Source organism: Mesorhizobium sp. P2_E9, assembly GCF_056403815.1.
This window is the reverse complement of sequence record NZ_JBFUET010000008.1, coordinates 152,522-167,348: the sequence shown is the minus strand read 5'-3', so window position 1 is coordinate 167,348 and position 14,827 is coordinate 152,522. Positions and strand designations below refer to the sequence as shown.

Below are 14,827 nucleotides of genomic sequence, written 5' to 3'. Positions count from 1 at the left end.
AGGCCGGCATCACCTGAATATCAATACACCTTGCCGCCCAGCTCATCCTCGATATGGGCTTGGATGATCTCGTCAAAGCTCTTCTCGGCGCTGAAGCCTAGCTCCCTCGCCCGCCGCGCTTCGAACCGTGTCGGCCAGCCCTTGACGATCGCCCAGATCGTCTCGTCCGGCTCCTCGCGGATCAGCTTCACCACGTTCGGCCCGGCGATGCGCTCCAGCGCTTCGATCTGTTCGCCGACGGTGACGGCGACGCCGGGCATGGTCAGATTGCGGCGCGGCCCGACGGCGGCACCGTCGATGCCGGCCGCATGGATCAGGAAGTTCACCGCCGAGCGCGGGCTGGCATGGGTGTGCACGACTGAGCGCGGCACCGGCAGGATCGCCTCATGGCCGCTCAACGGTTCGCGGATGATGCCGGAGAAGAAGCCGGAGGCCGCCTTGTTCGGCTTGCCGGGCCGCACGCAGATCGTCGGCAGCCGGATGCCGATGCCGTCGAAGAAGCCGCGCCTGGAATAGTCGGCGAGCAGCGCTTCGCTCATCTGCTTCTGCGTGCCGTAGGAGGTCAGCGGCGTCGGGTGGAATTCATCCGGGATGACATCCGGGAACGGCGCGCCGAACACCGCGATCGACGAGGTGAAGACGACGCGCGGCGCAAAGCCCGCCAGGCGACTGGCATCGAACAAAGCGCGCGTGCCGTCGAGGTTGACGCGGTAGCCGAGATCGAAATTGGCTTCCGCCTCGCCCGACACGATGCCTGCGAGATGGAAGACGACATCGGGGCGCGACGCGACCAGACTCTCGGCGGCGCCTGCCTCGGCAAGGTCGCCAGTATGGGTGTTGACACTGACGCCATCCATGGCCGGGGCCTGCGGCGGCACGATGTCGTGCAGATCGAGCGCGGTGATCTTTTTGCCGCGCAACGTGCCATCCTTTGCCAACCGGGCGATGAGCTTGCGGCCAACCATGCCCGCGGCGCCAGTGATCAGAATGCGCATGTCAAAATTCCCTTACTTGCCCTGATTTTTGCGCTGGGTGCGCGCGCGCAGCCAGAACACGAGGAAAAACGCCAGCACGAAGACGGTGCCGAAGATACCGGCCAGCACGGTCGAAAAACTGCCGAGCGCCAGCATCACCGTCGGCAGATAGAAGGCGGCAATGCCGAACAGCAGCATGATCCAGACAGCCGCGATGGCCGCATTGCGCGTGTCACGGTCCATCATGCCGCACCGGGGCGGCGGTCGTTCGTCGGGCTGGGTTTCAAAGCTGGAAAACTCCTGAGGCAGGTCCGGTCAATGGTCATCAATCGGGCCTAGTGATGGTGGCCGTGATGCGCAGCCGCATCATGCTCATGCTCGTGATCGTGGTCGTCACCCTCATCGGCACACTGGCCGAATTCCGGTTCCACGGTGGCATGGCTGATGCCGTGCTCGCTGGCAAGCCGCTTCTTGATGGCGCTGACGGCCCGGTGTGCATCGACGCCCTCGTCGAGGCAGGCATGCAGCGTCGCCATGTTGCTTGACCCATCGAGCGACCAGACATGCATATGGTGCACTTCGCGCAGGCCCGGGATTGTCGTTTCCAGGTCCTTGGCAACCAGGTCCCGGTCGAGGCTCGGCGGCACGCCTTCGAGCAAGACATGGGCGGCGGCGCGCATCAGCGACCAGGCCGTCGACAGGATCAGCAACGAGACCAGCACCGACAGGATCGGGTCGATCGGCGTCCAGCCGGTGGCCAGGATCACCAGCGCCGCCACGATCGCCGCCGCCGAGCCGAGCAGGTCACCCAGCACATGCAGGATGGCGCCGCGCATGTTGAGGCTTTCGCGGTCGCCGCCATGCAGCACGAAGAAGGAGCCGATATTGACCAGCAGGCCGAGGATCGCCACCACCAGCATCGGCCCGCCCAGCACCGGAGCCGGCGTTTGCAGCCGCGCCCACGCTTCGTAGACGATCCACAGCGCGATGACGAAGATGGCGATGCCGTTGGTATAGGCGACCAAGGTCTTGACCCGGCCGAAGCCATAGGTGAGCTGGCCGGTCGCCGGCCGACCCGCAAGATGGAAGGCATACCAGGCAAGGCCGAGGGCAATCGCGTCGGCCAGCATATGGCCGGCGTCGGCCAGCAGCGCCAGCGACCCGGTGAAGAGACCGCCAAGCGCTTCCGCCACCATGAAGCCCGCCGTCAGGCAGGCCGCGATCAGCACGCGCTTCTTGTCGGTCGAGCCATGCACATGGCCGGCGCCGCCGTGATCATGCCCGCTGTGATCGTGGGTGTCCGCCAATGGCAACTCCTGTCATGCGCCCCAAGCCGGACTTAAGCGCCGAATTCCGCGCGACAATCCTCGAGCCGTCGCTTCTGCTGGCCGTCGCCATCGAAATTGGCCGGGTCGAGCCACGCCTCATAGGCTTGGCGCAAGGCCGGCCATTCCTTGTCGATGATCGAATACCATGCAGTGTCGCGGTTTTCACCCTTGACGATGAGGTGCTGGCGGAAAATGCCCTCGAACTTGAAACCGAACCGTTCCGCCGCCCGCTTCGACGGCTCGTTGCGGTTGTTGCACTTCCATTCGTAGCGGCGGTAGCCGAGCTCGTCGAAAATGTATTTCATGAACAGGAACTGCGCTTCCGTCGCTCCCGGCTTGCGCGAGATCAGCGGTCCCCAATAGATGTTGCCGATCTCGATGACGCCGTAAGCCGGATCGATGCGCATCAGCGTCTGACGCCCGGCGATCTTGCCGCTGGCCTTGTCGATGATGGCAAAGAACAGGGGATCCTCGCTCGCCTCGACCTTGTCCAGCCAGGGTTGGAACGCGGCGCGGGTTTCCGGCGGATAGTCGGGCAGCCAGGCGAAACGGCCGCCGACATCGGACACCGAAGACGCTTCATACAGCCCATCACCGTGCTTTGCGGCGCTCAGCGGTTCAAGCCTGACATATCGGCCGTCGATCGCCTTGCGCTCGGGTCGCGGACGCGGTTGCCAGTCTTTGAGATTTTCCGACACCAAAAACTCCAATCCGTTTGACTTTTGCGGGCCGAAGCTCACAAAAACGCAACCCAACAGCAAGAACCACACGGACGGGAAAAATGCTCCACACGATTTCGGCCTTCGACCGTCTCGGCGAGGAAAATGCCTTCGCGGTGCTCGCGCGGGCGACCGCATTGGCCAGCCAGGGCCGCGACATCGTCAATCTCGGCATCGGCCAGCCCGACTTCAAGACGCCGCAGCATATTGTCGAGGCGGCGATCAAGGCGCTGCGCGACGGCCACCACGGTTACACGCCGGCCAACGGGCTGCTGGCGACGCGCGAGGCGGTGGTGCGCCGCACGCTGACCACCACCGGCGTCGAGGTCTCGCCCGAAACAGTGATGATCCTGCCCGGCGGCAAGCCGACCATGTTCGCGGCTATCCTGATGTTCGGCGAGCCCGGCGCCGAGATTCTCTATCCCGATCCGGGCTTTCCCATCTACCGTTCGATGATCGAGTTCACCGGTGCAGCACCCATTCCCGTGCCGATGCGCGAGGAGAACGGCTTTGCCTTCTCGGCCGAGGAGACGCTGGCGCTGATCACCTCCAAGACCAGGCTGCTGATCCTCAACTCGCCGGCCAACCCGACCGGCGGCGTGACGCCGCGCGTCGAGATCGAAAAGCTGGTCAAGGGGCTGGAGAAACACCCTGATGTCGCCATCCTCTCCGACGAGATCTACGATGTCATGACCTATGACGGCGAGACGCATTGCTCACTGCTCGCCTACCCCGAAATCCGCGATCGGCTGATCGTGCTCAATGGCTGGTCGAAGACCTGGGCGATGACCGGCTGGCGCATGGGCTGGTCGATCTGGCCGAACGGCGACAAGGGCGCGCATCTCTACGACAAGGTGCGCAAGCTGGCGGTCAATTGCTGGTCCTGCGTCAACGCACCGAGCCAGTTCGCCGGCGTCGCGGCCATCGATGGCCCCCAGGACGACGTCGACACCATGATGCGCGCCTTCGACAACCGCCGGAAGATCGTCGTCGAGGGCCTGAACGCACTGCCCAACATTTCCTGCATCACGCCCAAGGGCGCGTTCTACGCCTTCCCGAATGTCTCGAAGACCGGCTGGAAGGCAAAGAAGCTTGCCTCCGCGCTGCTCGACGAGGCTGGCGTAGCGCTGATCGGCGGCCCCGATTTCGGCATTCTCGGCGAAGGCTATATCAGGCTTTCCTACGCCAATTCCGAGGAGAACATTTTGCGCGCGCTGGAACGGATCGGGGCGTTCCTCGCCAAGTAGACTTCAAAGCAGGCTGGTGCCCTCTTCCAGATGGTTTGCGGCCGGCCGCCATGTCGATGTCATGATCCGTCCGGAGCCTAAAGGCCAAGACTGTGCGTACATGTCTGGAACGGTTACGGTCCTGAGATCAGGATCGAATTGGGGTGCCCTAGATGTTCTATGCAATCCTTGCCTATCATGTGGAAGATGCGATCAAGGCACTGACGCCGCAGGAAGATGCGGCTCTGATGGCCGAGCTGCTGAAGATCAACACCCAGCTTCATGAGGAAGGCACGCTTGGACCGTCCGCGCGCCTGGGGGCGACACAGGATGCCATCACCTTGCGAGGCCCGGGCGACGGCGTGATCATCGACGGTCCTTTCGCCGAAACCAAGGAACAGCTGCTTGGCCTCTATGTCGTCGACTGCGCCACGCGAGACGAGGCCATCGCGATCGCCCGCGACCTTCGCCGCGTCAATCCGACCGCCGTTTACGAGATCAGGCCCATTCTGCTGTTCAAGCCCGGCGTACCACTGGCGGGCAAATGAGCTGGCGGCGCCAGAACCCGCCGCTCACCCACGCCCGACGAACGGCATCTTGGTCGCCATCACGGTCATGAACAGCACATTGGCGTCGAGCGGCAGGCTGGCCATGTGGACGACAGCGTCGGCAACGCGCTGGACGTCCATCACCGCTTCGGCGGCGATCGAGCCGTTGGCCTGCGGCACGCCGACGGTCATCGGCTGCGCCATGTCGGTCAGCGCGTTGCCGATGTCGATCTGGCCGCAGGCGATGTCATAGGGACGGCCGTCGAGCGCCAGCGTCTTGGTCAGCCCCGTAATGGCATGCTTGGTCGCCGTATAGGGCACCGAGCCCGGGCGTGGCGCATAGGCCGACACCGAGCCGTTGTTGATGATGCGGCCGCCCATCGGCCGCTGCTTGCGCATAGCGCCGAACGCAGCGCGCGCGCACAGGAACGAACCGGTGAGATTGACGCCGACGATATCGTTCCAGACCTCGACCGGGATCTCGTCGATCGGCGTCGACTTGTAGCCCATGCCGGCATTGTTGAAGAGCAGGTCGACGCGGCCAAAGGCCTCCGCCACCGTCTCGAACAGATCATCGACCTCACCGGCCTTGCTGATGTCGCAGGCGACCGCCAATGCCTTGGCATCCGTCTTCCCGGCGTCGGCGATCGCGGTATCCAGCACCCCCTTGCGGCGTCCGCAGAACACGGTGTTCCAGCCGGCCTTGAGCAGCGCCGTGGCGACGCTCTTGCCGATACCCGTGCCGGCGCCGGTGACGATGGCGGTTTTTTGCTCGGTCATGGCAGATATCCCCGGCTGATTTTCAGGATTTGGCTCGGCAGAAGGCATCGCAAATGGCGGCAGCGATGACAAGCACAGCCTTAAGGGCATGCCCTCGAAAAATGGAATCCGGTTTTTGGGGAGAGCCCTGACAAGGGCCGACAAAAAGGGCGGTCATTGGCGACCGCCCTGATCTGAACCGGGCTTGGGAGGAGGAAAAGCCGATCCGACTGTTTAGAATCATGCGCTTGCTGAGTTAACGAAAGGTTAACGCTGGGAAAGCGTCGCTGTGCCGTTTTGGCCTACCAGCGCGGATTGGGCGAGGTCCCGGTCTTTGTAGCAGGACCCTTGGCTGCCGAAACCGTCGCCTCGACATGGTCGACCAGCGCGTCCGGCAGGCCAAGCCGGCCGGCGAGCAGGTCGAGATAGCCGCGCTCGGCGCGCGTGTCGGGATCGATGGTGAGGCGCGAGGCTGTATAGAGCTCAAGCTTCTGCGCGTCGGTGCGAGCACCCGCCACCAGCGTGTCGAGGTCGAGCGGGCTTTCCAGCTCCGCCATCAGGAATTTCTCGGCGTCGGAGCCGATCCCCGAAAGGCTGAGCTTGCCGGCGATCTTCTTGCGCTCCTCGTCGTCGACATGGCCGTCGGCCTTGGCCGCCGAGATCATCGCGCGAACGAGCGTCAGCGTGAATTCGTCCTCGCCTTGCGGCGCCTGCGACGGGTGGAAGGCGGTGTCCTTGGGCGGCGGCAGCAATTCCGGTTCGCCGGCAACGGGCGCCTGTTCCGGCGCATTGCCGGCCTTGTAGTTCTGATAGGCCTTGTAGGCGAGGCCACCGATCGCGGCCAACCCACCGAGCTTCACCGCGGCACCGGTCACTTCGCGGCCGGCACCTGTTCCAAGCAGCACTGCCGCAAGCGCACCGGCGGCCAGCGGATTGTCCTTGGCCATCTGCACCGCTTGTCCGGCCTTGTCGCGGACGGTTCCGCTGGTGCCGGGAATTTGCGAGCCGAGCAGATCGTCGAGAAGCTTCTTGGGATCGAACATTCAGTGCCTCCAGCATATGCCCGGCCGAACGGGCAGGTTTCGAACGCCGAAGACGTAGGTCCCGAAGCTTGACATTGCAATGACAGGCCGCCGCTTTGCCGCGGCAAAGGTGCCTTGATCAGGAGCCGATATGCGGCCCCTTGCCCCGCGCCTCGGCGAGTTCGACCTGCCGCTGGCGCTCGGCGTAGCGCTGACGGTCCTCGTCGCTACGGGCATCGAAGCAATGTGGGCAAGAGACGCCGGCGGCATATTTCGGCGACGCCAGCTCGCTCGCCGTCAGCGGATGGCGACAGGCGCGGCACAGTTCCGCATCGCCCTCGGCGAGGCCGTGCGACACCGAAACCCGCTCGTCGAAGACGAAGCACTCGCCTTGCCACAGGCTCTGTTCGGTCGGTACCTCTTCGAGATACTTGAGGATGCCACCCTTGAGATGGAACACGTCCTCGAAGCCGAGCGACTTGACATAGGCCGTCGCCTTTTCGCAGCGTATGCCGCCGGTGCAGAACATCGCCACCTTGCGGCCTTCGAGCTCCGACCGGTGCGCTTCCACCCAGGCCGGGAACTCGCGAAAGCTCGCGGTCGCCGGATCGACCGCGCCCTTGAAGGTGCCGATCGACACTTCGTAGGCATTGCGTGTGTCGATGACGATCGTGTCGGGCTGCGAAATCAGCGCGTTCCAGTCGGCGGGCACGACATAAGTGCCGGCACTCGTCGCCGGGTCGATGTCCTCGACGCCCATGGTGACGATCTCGCGCTTCAGCCGCACCTTCATGCGGTGGAACGGCATTTCCGCGGCTGTGCTGTACTTGACCTCGAGGCCGGCCAGTCCGTCGACGACTTCGATATAGTCGATGAGCTCGGCGATCGCGGCCTCGCTGCCGGCGACGGTGCCGTTGATGCCTTCATGCGCCAGAAGCAGCGTGCCCTTGATGCCGCGTCCGCAGCAGAAGGCTGCGAGCGGCGCGCGCAGGGCCTCGAAGGCGTCGAGCCGGGCAAACCGGTAGAGCGCGGCAACGCGGACTGGCTGGGATGGAGCGGACTGTGTCATTGCCAGAGCAACTAGACGCTCGTAAAAGCCGATTCAAGGCGAAACGGGCCTCGGTGCCTGTCATGACCTTGTCGGCGAACAGCCCGTAAACTGTCCGAAGGCGCGTGACATCGCGACACGCCTGGTTTCGTGGACAGGCAAACACCCGTCTGCTAATCGGTTGAAATGACGCCTGCCATAGCTTGATACGGAGAGACAGATGCCCAGCAAGACCGAAAAACTCCTGTCGCTCCTCAACGGCCAGCCGGTTATCCCGGTGCTGAAGATCACCGATGTCGCCAACGCCGTGCCGTTGGCCCGTGCCTTGGCACGCGGCGGCCTGCCGGCGATCGAGATCACGCTGCGGACCACTGACGCGCTGGAAGCGATCCGCCGCGTGGCGACCGAAGTCGAGGAAGCCATCGTCGGCGCCGGCACCATTCTCGACAGCAAACAGTTCGACGAGGCAGCCAGCGCCGGTTCGCGCTTCATCGTCAGCCCCGGCATCACCCGCGAGCTTCTGGCAGCGGCTGCCGACAGCGAGGTTCCGCTGCTGCCCGGTGCCATCACGCCCGGCGAGATCATGGCCGCGCGCGAGGCCGGCCTGCGCTTCCTGAAATTCTTCCCGGCCGAGCAGTCCGGCGGCATCGCCTCGCTGAAGGCTTTCGCCTCGCCGCTGGCCGACGTCAAATTCTGCCCGACCGGCGGCATCACCGGCAAGAACGCCACCGACTATCTCAGCCTGTCCAACGTCATCTGCGTCGGCGGCTCCTGGGTTGCGCCCGACGATCTGGTCAAGGCCGGCAAGTGGGACGAGATCGAAGCGCTCGCACGCGCTGCCAGCCAGCTCGGGAAATAGTCTTCGCTCACCAGGGCAACGGACCGTTCTCATCGAAATAACCGCCGCTGGGCCCGCCGGCCTTCAGCGTCGCCAGCTGCACGATGATTCCGGCAGCCTGTTGCACCGTACGGCCACCTCTGTGCGCATTGAGATCCGTCGCGGTGTAGCCGGGAGCGGCGGCGTTGACCATGATGCCGCGCGGCGAGAGCTCCCGGGCGAAGGCCACGGTGATGGCATTGAGCGCTGTCTTCGAGCTGCCATAACCCATCACATTGGGTGACTGGCTGTTAGCAGCGGCGCGCGCGATCGAGGCGAGATTGCTGCTGACCATGACGATACGGGCGGCGGGCGATGCCAGGAGCATCGGCAGGAATGCCTGGGTGACGCGAACCGGGCCAAAGACGTTGACGTCATAGGTGGCCTTCATATCGGTGACATTCTCCCGGCTCGGCGGCCGGTCGTAACGACCGTCCGGGCCGAGCGCGTCGACATAGCCGGGCGCGATGCCGGCATTGTTGACCAGCACGTCGAGGCTGGATATCTGCGCCGTCAAGGTTCTGGCCGCGGCCGCCACGCTGTCGTCGCTGCTGACGTCGAGCTCGAGCCATTCGACGTCGAGCCCTTCACTGCGCAACGCCTTTGCCGCAGCCTCCCCGCGCTCGGCATCGCGGGCGCCGAGCCAGACCTTGAAGCCTTTTGTCCCCAGCCGGCGAGCGGTCTCGAGGCCGATACCTTTGTTGGCGCCGGTGACCAGCGCATTCATGTTCGTCGTCATATCCAGATCTCCTTCTCTGATGCCTAGAAATGACGTGCATCGGCCCGTTTCGCGCGCCGGATACTCGCGTCCTCTTGCCTAATCCTCTCAACCGGTTGCGCAGTCCGCATGGATCGGCAATGCTGAAGACATGGAAGAAGCCTTGCAGGAATTGATCGCGATCGCCGAACGGCATGCGCATGGGCGGCGCACCAAAACAGCCGTCCCGCGTGTTTCCATCGGCCGCAGCGAGGTTCCGAGCCCGCCGCTGCCCGAGCTTTGCCAACCGACGGCGCTGTTTGTGCTGCAGGGCACCAAAACGGTGCTGATCGGCGATCGCACGCTGCGCTATGGCGCCGGCAGCTATTTCGTCTACGCGGTGGAGACGCCCGCCACCAGCCAGCTGCTCGAGGCGAGCAGTGCCCGTCCTTATGTTGCCATCGCCTTCGCCCTCGATATCGAGCTGATCGCCAGCCTGCTTATCGACCACAGGCCGGCGGTCGACGGCGACAGCTTCGTGACCAACCCGGCCGATGACGAACTGCTCGATGCCTGGCGCCGCATGCTGCGGCTGCTCGACCGGCCAGCCGAAATCCCCGTGCTCGCGCCCTTGCTCGAACGCGAGATCGCATTCCGCCTGTTGCAGGGTCCGCAAGGCGCGAAGCTGCGCCAGCTTGCGCGCGCTGACGGCCGCCTGTCACAGATCCGCCGCGCCACCGCCTGGATACGATCGCACTACAACGAGCCGATCGACGTGACGGAACTGGCCAAGCTCGCGCATATGAGCAACGCTTCGTTTCACCGCCACTTCAAGGCGGCGACCGCCATGAGCCCGATCCAGTACCAGAAGCAGGTCCGTCTGCTGGAGGCGCGTCATCTGCTGATCGCGGAACCGGGCAGCGCAACGCGTGTCGCCTTTGCCGTCGGCTATGAAAGCGCTTCCCAGTTCAGCCGGGAATATGCGCGCCATTTCGGACTGCCACCGGCGCGTGACGCCGCCCGGCTTCTGGCCAGGGGCGAGGCCGCCACGCTGGAAATCGACTGATGCATGTCGCCCAGAAGTGACTATGGGCGACAAATGAAAAGCCCGGCCGCTCTCGCCGACCGGGCCAATTCTCCGGATCCTATCGGTTCCGGATCAGTGGCAGACCTTGACCTGCTCGGTCACCCTGTGATGGTGAACCCAATGCGTGACCAACTTGGTCCTGCAGTGATGCCTACCATTCTTGATGATCACGGTTTCGGCTTGCGATGGAGCGATCGCGGCCGAGGCTGCAACCAATGCCAGAACTGATGCCAGTAGAATCTTCTTCATGAATATCCCCAGGTTGGAACGCACCCTTACTAACCCGGAAATGGGCCTGCTGTTCCGGCTTCACGAGAAGTTCAGCCCGCGTGATCCGCAGGGGTCAGGGCGCCGAATGCAACGCGCCTTTGGACAGCAAAAAACCGCGCCGGTCGCCCCGCGCGGCTTCTGTTATCTCTGGCAGGCGGTTACTTCGTCTGGAAGCGGGCGACCGACATGAACTTGACGGCATTGCCGGTGAAGCGATTGACGTCAGCCACCTCGTTGCTCGGCTGGAAGCCGGCCGTATAGACCTCGCTCGGCGGCGTATGCACGATATTGTAGGCGTAGCCCGGCGCCGTCGTCGCGCTCGAAACGGTAGCGACTTTGTCGCCGCTGGTCAGCGCCCAGCGGGCGGCCTGGGGTGCCGCGGCAACCACCATGGCCCTGGGGCCGGGCTTCTGGTCGCGGGCGGTGGCCCTGGCTTCCTTGCGGGTCGTCTTCACGCCGGCGCCGATCGCGGCGACCGGATCGGAACCAGCCGGACGGGCGGCAACTGCCTGGCGCGGCGTTGCGACATCGACATAAGACGGATCGTTGAAGGCTGAGCGCGGCTCTGCAGCCAGCGACGCAACCTGATATTCGTCGGCATTGCCGGCTTGGGCGCTGACTTGGGCGTTGGCCTCGTCGAGCACGGCCTTGACGGCATCCGGCTTGGCCGGCTCGGGCCGCGCCGAAGGCAGAACCGAGAACGCATCGGTCGCGCTGCTGCCCTGTTCGGCCGTATCCGCCAGCGCCATCAGCACATCCTTGCTGGGCGGCGGTGCGAGTTCCGCCGGCAGCGTGCGTTCGGGACGCCATGTCGGCAAGGGGATGTTGTTGACGGCAACCTGCGCCGGATCGGCGGCTGCAGCAGCCGATGCCGCGGCAGGGTCAGCCTTGCTGAAAGGCATGTTCGCCGGCGCCTGCGCGGTCGCCACTGCCTGTTCGGTGGTCGCCGTCGCGTCCGCCATGGCGAACGGAACATTCTCAGGCTGCGCGCCGACATCGACCTTGGGCCGCGGCGCGAAATCGGGCAGCGGAATTTCCTTGGCCGGCAGCGCTGCAATGATCGTTTCCGGCGTATCCTTTTCCGGCTCCGGAGCCTGCTCGTCGGCAATCTGCGGAATGTTGGCGCGCTGCGCTTTGTCAGGCGCGACGATGGCGATGCCCGGCAGGTCGCTGCTCTTGGCAGTCGCTGCCGGCTTCAGGTTTCTCGGCTTGGGCGCAGGAGCAGCCGAAGCGGTCTCGACATCGGCGCTGTCGTCAGCCTCGTCATCGCCACCACCGCCGAAGAAGGCAGAGAGGAACCCGCCGGATTTCTTGCTGCTGCCACCGGCGCTGGCCAGTTCGATGTTGGGTGTGCCGGAACCCTTGCGGGCCTTGTAGGAGGCGAGCGCCTGTTCATAGCCCGGCAGCGGCCGGCCGTCGCTCGGCACATGCAGCGTCTTGCCGTTGGGGAACAGGCTGACCAGTTCCTGGCGGCTGATACCGGGCCAGTGGCGCACATTGCCGACATCCATATGGACGAACGGCGAACCGGATGTCGGATAGTAGCCGACCCCACCGCCCTGCATCTTGAGGCCGATGTTGCGCAGCTTCTTCAGCGGCACGCCGGGAATGTAGAAATCCATCGCCTTGCCGAGCATGTGCTGGCTCTTCTCGGCGACACCTCGGCTGCGGCTGCGCAGCATCGAGTTGGTCGACGGCGAACGGTAGCCGCACACGACCTGGATATAGTCGGTGGCGCCGCTTTGGCGATATGCCTCCCAGACCAGGTCCAGCAGGCGCGGATCCATCTTGGTCGGCTCGTTGCGGCGCCAGTCGCGCAGGATGATGTTGATCTTGCGCAGGCCCTCCGGATCGTAGCGGCCATTGCGCTTGTAGACGATCTCCGCCTTCTCATGCGTGTGGAGGTGGTAGAGCTTCAGCGAACGGACTTCGGCCTGGGCGCCGGTGGCGGCCGCGGCAACCAAACCAAAAGCGACAATCACCGCTGCCAGCCATCTCGGCCAGACGCTCAGATGATGATGACGCCCGTTTGTGAGTCGTTCGATTCTGTTCAAATCAAAAGGCCTTGCAGGCTGCCGTTTGTCCCCGGATTTGCCCAAACGGATGTGTCGTTTTCACATCCGAATATCGATCCTAATGGTTAATCATCGCTTATTGAAGCCGAAATGCGGTAACACCATGGCGATATCCCGTCAAAAATTGTTCACAAGGTTTCTTGGTAAACCGCTGGTTTAGATCAGGATTCTGGCTTTGGCCGAACACGTTCTGTTACCGTTAGCCTTAATGCGTGAACAGGACTGTCCACAGGCACGCCATATTCCAGTCGAAACCCCGATACAGGGCCGACTCTGGCATGGCAAGCTGGTCCCGGCCTTGCGTCGGGAGCGTGACCCCGATTTTCGGAAGAGATCAAGCGCTCCCAAGGTGTGTTGAGATTCAGGTCAGGCCGAGCCGAAAACAGCTGATACCGAAAACCGGAGAAGTGGAGCGTACTTTTCGTACGTGAGCTCGGTTCTACTGCGACGCAGTAGAACGGGAAGCGCAGGTATCAGCCGTTTGCAGGCCGGCCTCACCTGAATATCAGCGCACCTTAGGAGGCGAGGCGATCGACGCGGCCAGTCTCCGGGTCGATGCCGTATTCCTTGAGCTTGCGGTAGAGCGTCGAACGGCCGATGCCGAGGCGGCGCGCGACTTCGCTCATCTGGCCGTTGTAATGATCGATGGCGAGCTTGATCATCTCGAGTTCGACGTCGGCCAGCGCCCGCACATTGCCGCGTTCGTCGAGCGCCCGCAGCGTACCGAATCTGGGCTGAAGCACGGCCGGCCGATCCGGCTCGGCCATCGGCGTGGAATCGCCGTCCGGCACCTCCTCATCGCGCGGTCCTGGGGGCGATGAAAAGTACGGTGCCGCGTCGTCCGTTTCGAGATTGACGGTGCCTTCCACCTGCGCCCGGATTTGCGGGAAATCATCGACATCGAGCACATCGCCATCACACAGCACCGAGGCGCGGAAGACGGCGTTTTCGAGCTGCCTTATGTTGCCGGGCCAGTCATAGGCCTGCAGCACGGCAAGTGCCGCCGCCGAAATGCCTTGAAGGCGGTGGCGCGGGTCGGCGGGCGCCACCTTTTCCATGAAGTGCGTGACCAGATGCGGAATGTCGTCGCGGCGGTCGCGCAACGGCGGCACGAAGATCGGGTAGACATTCAGCCGGTAGAACAGATCCTCGCGGAACTTGCCGTCCTTGACCTGCTGCAGGAGGTTGCGGTGCGTCGCCGAAATCAGCCTGATGTCGACCCTGACGGTGGCGCGGCCACCGACCGGATCGACCTCGCCGTCCTGCACGGCCCGCAGCAACTTGACCTGCACGTCGAGCGGCAGGTCGCCGATCTCGTCGAGGAACAGCGTGCCCGAATGCGCTTCGACGAACTTGCCGGTGTGCTTGTCGGTGGCGCCGGTGAACGAGCCCTTCTCGTGGCCGAACAGGATCGATTCGACCAGATTGTCGGGAATGGCGCCGCAATTGACGGTGACGAACGGTTTCGAGCGGCGGTCGCCGGTGCCCTGGATGGCGCGCGCCACCAGTTCCTTGCCGACACCGGATTCGCCTTCGATCAGGATCGGGATGTTGGAGGCGGCCGCTTTCTGTCCGAGGCGTATTACCCTGTCCATGGCCGGACTGTGGGTGATCATGTCCCTGAATGTCAAAAGCCCACCGCGCTTGCGCGATGTGCGCTTGACCTCGCCCTCGACCGCCTCGACCTTGAGCGCGTTGGCGATCGACGCCTGCAGCCTGTCGGGCGAAGCCGGCTTGACGACGAAATCGAAAGCGCCGTGGCGCATTGCCGAAACCACTGTTTCGATGCCGCCCTGGGCGGTCTGGACGATGACCGGGACGGTGATGTCTCGTTCGCGCATCGCCTTCAGCACGCCGATGCCGTCGAGGCCGGGCATGACCAGATCGAGGATCACCACCGAGACGTCGCGGGCGCCGGGTCCGTCGAGCACGTCGAGGCCGGCGGCACCACCGTCGACGACGATTGCCGTGTGGCCGAAGCGCGTCACCGCCGCCTCGAGCAACCGGCGTTGCACGGGATCGTCATCGACTATGAGTATGGAACCTGTCATGACTTTCTCAGTCGCCCGCTCGAAATCCCCATGGATCATCTTGGCACAGGGTTCTAAATAAGGTTTCAAAAAACCCGGTGAACGAATTGCTTAGGATTTGACCGGCTTCTCTGTTCCCCCTTGAATTCTCTATCCTTGATGCAAAA

At 63.9% G+C, this 14,827-nt stretch carries 15 protein-coding genes; 4 read left to right on the top strand and 11 right to left on the bottom strand.

What is annotated here, in order from left to right; all coding sequences use genetic code 11:
* Positions 1-20 precede the first annotated feature (20 nt).
* The 4 genes from denD to AC1D05_RS15770 form a co-directional block, all read right to left on the bottom strand.
* Positions 21-995: a D-erythronate dehydrogenase gene (gene denD, locus AC1D05_RS15785; protein WP_477441880.1), complete on the bottom strand. Its 975-nt coding sequence runs from the start codon at positions 993-995 to the stop codon at positions 21-23.
* A 12-nt stretch (positions 996-1,007) separates the two neighbouring features.
* Complete coding sequence (locus AC1D05_RS15780; protein WP_027043097.1) at positions 1,008-1,220, bottom strand: hypothetical protein; 213 nt, start codon at positions 1,218-1,220, stop codon at positions 1,008-1,010.
* A gap of 89 nt (positions 1,221-1,309) precedes the next feature.
* Positions 1,310-2,281, bottom strand: a complete 972-nt coding sequence (locus tag AC1D05_RS15775; RefSeq protein WP_477441878.1) for a cation diffusion facilitator family transporter — start codon at positions 2,279-2,281, stop codon at positions 1,310-1,312.
* A gap of 32 nt (positions 2,282-2,313) precedes the next feature.
* Positions 2,314-3,000, bottom strand: a complete 687-nt coding sequence (locus AC1D05_RS15770) for a GNAT family N-acetyltransferase (RefSeq protein ID WP_477441876.1) — start codon at positions 2,998-3,000, stop codon at positions 2,314-2,316.
* A gap of 83 nt (positions 3,001-3,083) precedes the next feature.
* Between AC1D05_RS15770 and AC1D05_RS15765 the strand changes: the two genes are divergently transcribed.
* Together AC1D05_RS15765 and AC1D05_RS15760 are read left to right on the top strand one after the other, a co-directional pair.
* Positions 3,084-4,268 (top strand): pyridoxal phosphate-dependent aminotransferase, encoded by a 1,185-nt coding sequence (locus AC1D05_RS15765; RefSeq protein ID WP_477441874.1) that lies wholly within the window; start codon positions 3,084-3,086, stop codon positions 4,266-4,268.
* A gap of 152 nt (positions 4,269-4,420) precedes the next feature.
* Positions 4,421-4,795: a YciI family protein gene (locus AC1D05_RS15760; protein WP_477220002.1), complete on the top strand. Its 375-nt coding sequence runs from the start codon at positions 4,421-4,423 to the stop codon at positions 4,793-4,795.
* Positions 4,796-4,819: 24 nt separating this feature from the next.
* Here the strand turns inward: AC1D05_RS15760 and AC1D05_RS15755 are convergent, their stop codons facing one another.
* The 3 genes from AC1D05_RS15755 to trhO form a co-directional block, all read right to left on the bottom strand.
* Positions 4,820-5,575, bottom strand: coding sequence for an SDR family oxidoreductase (locus tag AC1D05_RS15755; protein WP_477441873.1), 756 nt, complete (start codon positions 5,573-5,575; stop codon positions 4,820-4,822).
* Between the two features lie 281 nt (positions 5,576-5,856).
* Positions 5,857-6,597, bottom strand: a complete 741-nt coding sequence (locus AC1D05_RS15750) for a tellurite resistance TerB family protein (protein WP_477441871.1) — start codon at positions 6,595-6,597, stop codon at positions 5,857-5,859.
* A 118-nt stretch (positions 6,598-6,715) separates the two neighbouring features.
* Complete coding sequence (gene trhO, locus AC1D05_RS15745) at positions 6,716-7,645, bottom strand: oxygen-dependent tRNA uridine(34) hydroxylase TrhO (RefSeq protein WP_477441870.1); 930 nt, start codon at positions 7,643-7,645, stop codon at positions 6,716-6,718.
* Between the two features lie 199 nt (positions 7,646-7,844).
* On the opposite strand from trhO, the gene AC1D05_RS15740 reads away from it, so the two are divergent.
* Positions 7,845-8,483: a 2-dehydro-3-deoxy-phosphogluconate aldolase gene (locus AC1D05_RS15740; RefSeq protein ID WP_477441868.1), complete on the top strand. Its 639-nt coding sequence runs from the start codon at positions 7,845-7,847 to the stop codon at positions 8,481-8,483.
* A 7-nt stretch (positions 8,484-8,490) separates the two neighbouring features.
* On the opposite strand, the gene AC1D05_RS15735 is transcribed toward AC1D05_RS15740, so the two are convergent.
* Positions 8,491-9,240 carry an SDR family oxidoreductase gene (locus AC1D05_RS15735; protein WP_477441866.1) on the bottom strand — a complete coding sequence of 250 codons (750 nt, stop codon included), beginning with the start codon at positions 9,238-9,240 and terminating at the stop codon, positions 8,491-8,493.
* A 130-nt stretch (positions 9,241-9,370) separates the two neighbouring features.
* Between AC1D05_RS15735 and AC1D05_RS15730 the strand changes: the two genes are divergently transcribed.
* Positions 9,371-10,264, top strand: a complete 894-nt coding sequence (locus AC1D05_RS15730) for an AraC family transcriptional regulator (protein WP_477441864.1) — start codon at positions 9,371-9,373, stop codon at positions 10,262-10,264.
* 93 nt (positions 10,265-10,357) lie between these two features.
* Here the strand turns inward: AC1D05_RS15730 and AC1D05_RS15725 are convergent, their stop codons facing one another.
* The 3 genes from AC1D05_RS15725 to AC1D05_RS15715 all read right to left on the bottom strand — a co-directional run bounded on the left by AC1D05_RS15725 (position 10,358) and on the right by AC1D05_RS15715 (position 14,681).
* Positions 10,358-10,534, bottom strand: coding sequence for a hypothetical protein (locus AC1D05_RS15725; RefSeq protein ID WP_477220009.1), 177 nt, complete (start codon positions 10,532-10,534; stop codon positions 10,358-10,360).
* Between the two features lie 179 nt (positions 10,535-10,713).
* The gene (locus tag AC1D05_RS15720) at positions 10,714-12,537 is read right to left on the bottom strand and encodes a peptidoglycan L,D-endopeptidase MepK (protein ID WP_477441862.1); all 1,824 of its coding nucleotides are present in this window, start codon (positions 12,535-12,537) and stop codon (positions 10,714-10,716) included.
* A 608-nt stretch (positions 12,538-13,145) separates the two neighbouring features.
* Positions 13,146-14,681, bottom strand: a complete 1,536-nt coding sequence (locus AC1D05_RS15715) for a sigma-54-dependent transcriptional regulator (protein WP_477441860.1) — start codon at positions 14,679-14,681, stop codon at positions 13,146-13,148.
* Between the last annotated feature and the right edge of the window lie 146 nt (positions 14,682-14,827).